At 60.0% G+C, this 4,439-nt stretch carries 4 protein-coding genes; all 4 read right to left on the minus strand.

Going from position 1 to position 4,439, the window contains the following annotated elements; genetic code table 11:
- Positions 1 to 1,002 (minus strand): virulence RhuM family protein (locus A6M56_RS17695; protein WP_286758267.1); only part of this gene is annotated, 1,002 nt, incomplete at its 3' end.
- 259 nt (positions 1,003 to 1,261) lie between these two features.
- On the minus strand, positions 1,262 to 2,773 hold the full coding sequence (locus A6M56_RS17700) for a type I restriction-modification system subunit M (protein ID WP_286758268.1): 1,512 nt from the start codon (positions 2,771 to 2,773) through the stop codon (positions 1,262 to 1,264).
- Positions 2,770 to 3,267: a restriction endonuclease subunit S gene (locus tag A6M56_RS17705; RefSeq protein WP_286758269.1), complete on the minus strand. Its 498-nt coding sequence runs from the start codon at positions 3,265 to 3,267 to the stop codon at positions 2,770 to 2,772. The genes A6M56_RS17700 and A6M56_RS17705 overlap by 4 nt, the downstream gene beginning before the upstream one ends.
- Before the next feature lie 286 nt (positions 3,268 to 3,553).
- Positions 3,554 to 4,439 (minus strand): ABC transporter permease (locus A6M56_RS17710; RefSeq protein WP_286758270.1); only part of this gene is annotated, 886 nt, incomplete at its 5' end.

The raw sequence follows: 4,439 nt of genomic DNA on the forward strand, positions 1-4,439 counted from the left end.
GCGGCTCACCAGCTCCTTCTCGATCTGCTCCAAAGCCCGCAAATCTTCCCGATCCGCTTCCAACGCCTCCGCCTTGCGCCGCGCCGCATCGAACTGTTCATAACGCTCATGCACGATGGTGGTCATGGCTTGATGGCTCATGCGGCCGAACCCCTTCAGCAGCGGTTGCTCATTGAATTCCATGAAGCTGTCCACATAGGCGCGCCAATCGTCCATGCGCAAGTCCTGGCGTTTCTGCGCGCGCAGTTCCGCAAAGTCCAGGAACAGGCTGACGATGCGGTTGAGGTGATCCAGCTCCTCGGCGTTCAGGTAGTTCTTGGCCACCGTCACATCGGCCTTGCGCACGCGCCCGCCTTTCCACGAGGTCAGGGCCATGTTGGGCTGAGTCGGATCGGCGCGTTGCACGATCAGCTCGGCGGCGGTGTGGCCGGTGACGGCAAAGAACATCTTGTTTTGCACTTCCGCGAAGAACTGGGCAGTCGCGGCCGGGTCGTCCGCATAGTCCACCGACAGGGCGAACAGGTCGCGCACCTTCTGGTAGAAACGCTTCTCCGACGACCGTATGTCCCGGATGCGCTGCAGCAGCTCGTCGAAGTAGTCCCAGCGCTCCGAGCCTTTCAGGCGTTCGTCGTCCATAACGAAGCCCTTGACCAGATATTCCTTCAGGTGGGTCGTGGCCCACTGGCGGAACTGGGTGCCGCGCGGCGAGCGGACGCGGTAGCCGACGGCGAGGATGAGATCGAGGTTGTAGAGCTGAACTGATCGTTTGACCTGTCGCTTGCCTTCGGTTTGAACTGTCAAGTATTCCTTGACCGTTGCTACTGAAGAAAGCTCTCCTTCCTCCAGAATGTTTTTTATGTGCAAACTGATGTTCTGTTTGCTGGTCTGGAATAACTCGGCAAGCTCCAGTTGGGTGAGCCAGACCGTGCCGTTCTCTGCGCGCAAGTAAAACCGGGCGCTGCCATCTTCCGTGTTATAGAGCACCAGCTCGCCGTGGCTCATGTTTTCTGTGTCACTCACAATTTCGCTCCCTTGGATACGCATTCATGACAATCTGCGATGCATAACAAGGTAGGGTGCGCTTTGCGCACCAGTCATCGGAGATGTGCCGGTGCGCGGAGCGCACCCTACAAATTCTGACTCACAATAATGTGTGTATCTAATTGCGCCATTAACCCCACCGGAGATCGCATCTCCGGCCCAACGCCTCAGAGCGCAAGCTACTGAGGCGTTTCTCTTTTGGGCGCGCGGAAGATCGTACTCACTCATACCCCAGCTCCTTCAGATACGCATCCATCTTCTTCTCCAACACCGCCAGCTCGGCCTTCAGTTTCTCGCGCTCGGCGCGCACCGCCATCAGGTCGATTTCCTCCTCTTCCTCGAAGGTGTCCACATAGCGCGGGATGTTGAGGTTGTAATCGTTCTCCGCGATTTCGGTCGGGCTGGCGAGATAGGCGTACTTGTCCACGCTTTGGCGCGCCGCGCAGGTGTCGATGATCTTTTGCAGGTCTTGCTCGCGCAGGAAATTCTGGTTCTTGCCGTCCTGGTAGGCGCGGCTGGCGTCGATGAAGAGCACCTTGTCGTCGCGCTTCTTCTTGCGGAACACCAGGATCGCCGCCGGAATGCCGGTGCCGTAGAACAGCTTTTCCGGCAGGCCGATCACGATGTCGAGCAGGTTTTCATCGATCAGCTGTTTGCGGATCTTGCCTTCGGCCGCGCCGCGAAACAGCACGCCGTGCGGCACCACCACCGCCATGCGGCCGGTGCCGGGCTTCATGGTTTCGATCATGTGCAGGATGAAGGCGTAGTCGGCCTTGGTGCGCGGCGGGATGCCGCGCCGGAAGCGCTTGTACTTGTCCTTCTCGGCGGATTCATGGCCCCATTTCTCCAGCGAGAACGGCGGATTGGCGACCACGATATCGAAATGCTTGAGCAAGCCGTCGCCATCGAGCAGCTTGGGATTGCGCAGCGTGTCGCCCCATTCGATGCGGTGGTTGTCCTCGCCGTGCAGGAACATGTTCATCTTGGCCAGCGCCCAGGTGCTGCCGATCGCTTCCTGGCCGTACAGCGCATACTTCTTGCTGCCTGTCTTTTTGCGGATGAGCTGTCCGCATTTCATCAGCAGCGAGCCGGAGCCGCAGGTCGGGTCGCAGATGTCGTCGTCTTCCTGCGGGTCGACCAGGAGTGCCATCAACTGCGACACCTCCGGCGGCGTGTAGAACTCCCCGGCTTTCTTGCCGCTGGTCGAGGCGAAATTCTTGATGAGGAATTCGTAGGCGTTGCCGATCACATCGAGATTGCCGATGCGCCGCGGCCGCAGGTTCAGTTCGGGCTTTGCGAAGTCTTCCAGCAGGTGACGCAGGATGTCGTTCTTCTGCGCCTCGTCGCCGAGCTTGGTGGAGTTGAAGCTGATGTCCTGGAACACGTCGCGCAGCTTGGTGATGTTGCTTTCCTCGATTGCGTGCAGCGCCTTGTCGATGCGTTCGCCGTTGCCGGGTTCGTGGCGCGCCGCGTGCAGCGTGTAGAAATTGGCGCTCTTCGGCAGCACGAAGCGTTCATTCTTGAGCAGCTCTTCGATCAGTTCCGGATGGTCGCCGTGCTCGGCCTGGTATTGCTCGTAATGGTCTTGCCAGACATCCGAGATGTATTTGAGGAAGAGCATCGTCAGGACGTAGTCCTTGTAGATGCTGGGATCGACCGTGCCGCGGAAGGTGTCGCAGGCGGCCCAGACGGCGGCGTTGATGGTGTCCTGGTGGATGGGGGTGTTCGTCATCGATTGTCGTCGTGGTTGGATTGTTCGGCGAATAGCGCGCATGCCAGCGCATCGAGTTGGCGTTCGCGGTTGCGGATCAGGTTTTCGAGAAGGGCGCGCTCCGCTTGAGCGTGCCGATGTAAGTCGATGATGCGTTGTTGATAGTCCAGTGGCGGCACTGCTAGCGATAGTGCTTCCAGTACGGCACGGCGGATGCTGAGCTGAGCGCTGCCTTCCGCGTGTTTGGCGAAATAGCGTTGCGCTGGCGCCCGGTTGATTTGCCAGGCGAGAAACTGCGGGAGAAGCCGGTCATTTTTGACACGCAAGAGAAAGAAGTGCTGCGAGCACACGGTGCGGGCCGGTACGTCATCGAGACAAACTGCATAATTGTGCAGACCACGGGAGGCAAAGACGACGTCGCCTGCGCTCAGCAAGTCGGGGCTCTTGCGGCCGTCTATCGACGTCGTCACCAATCCGGACCATTCAATAACGCCATTCGGGTCGAGGTCGCGCATTTGGAGTACACGCGTATCTCCGGTGGAAATTTCCGGCACAGCTCCTCGGAACGGGTGTCCGGCCCGAATATCCACGCATGCTTTTAATCGGTAAAACATATTGCGTCATTGAAGTTGACGCAATATTTTGCGTGACCTCATTGCTTCTGGCAATGAATTTTTGTGATTTTTACCGCGTCATATGCAATGACGCACATAAATATCATCTGGGCTCGCAGCGAATAACGCCTTGACGCACCATTCGATACTCATCTGACAAGGTAGGCGCGCACGGCAGTTTGACGACTCAATCCAGCGTCTGCCGATACCGCCGCAACGCGATCAGCCCCGCCGCCAGCATGAACAGCGCGATCGGCCACACTTCCGGCGCGATCTGCGCCGCGCCGTTTCCCTTCAACATGATGCCGCGCACGATGCGCAGAAAGTGCGTCAGCGGCAGGATCTCGCCGATCGCCTGCGCCCAGGCCGGCATGCCGCGAAACGGGAACATGAAGCCCGACAGCAGCATCGACGGCAGGAAAAAGAAGAAGGTCAATTGCATCGCCTGCATCTGGTTCTTCGCGATGGTGGAAAAGGTGAAGCCCACCGCCAGATTGGCCGCCATGTAGACCACCAGCGCCGCCGACAACAGTGCCAGGCTGCCGAGCATCGGCACGTCGAACAGCAGCCGCGCGGCGACCAGGATCACCGCGGTCTGCACATAGCCGATCAGGATGTAGGGCAGGATCTTGCCGGCCATGACCTCCAGCGGGCGCACGGGAGTCGCCAGCAGGTTTTCCATGGTGCCGCGCTCGCGTTCGCGCGTCATCGCCAGCGCGGTCATCATCACCATCGTCATGGTCAAAATCACGCCGATCAGGCCGGGCACGATGTTGTAGCGCGACACGCCCTCCGGGTTGTAGCGGCGCTGCGCGCGGATCTCGAACGGCGTGTCCTGCTGCGACGTGCGCAACGGGCCGACCGGGTTGTGCGCGAGCACCTGGCGGCTGATTGCATTGAGCGTGGCCAGCGCATTGCCGGACGCCGCCGGGTCGGTGGCGTCCGCCGCCAAGAGCACCGCCGGATGTTCGCCGCGCAGGATGCGGCGCGAGAAATCGGGCGGAATCACGAGCAGAAACTGCACGCGCCCCGCGTCGAGCAGGCGGTTGCCTTCCGCCTCGCTCGCCGGACGC

The organism is Ralstonia sp. RL (assembly GCF_001683835.1).
In the GTDB taxonomy this organism is placed as follows: Bacteria; Pseudomonadota; Gammaproteobacteria; order Burkholderiales; family Burkholderiaceae; genus Ralstonia; species Ralstonia mannitolilytica.

Bases quoted from the DNA above. Each gene is read 5' to 3' on its own strand.
- A6M56_RS17705 (WP_286758269.1), bottom strand. From the start codon at position 3,267: ATGCGCGACCTCGACCCGAATGGCGTTATTGAATGGTCCGGATTGGTG.
- A6M56_RS17700 (WP_286758268.1), bottom strand. From the start codon at position 2,773: ATGACGAACACCCCCATCCACCAGGACACCATCAACGCCGCCGTCTGG.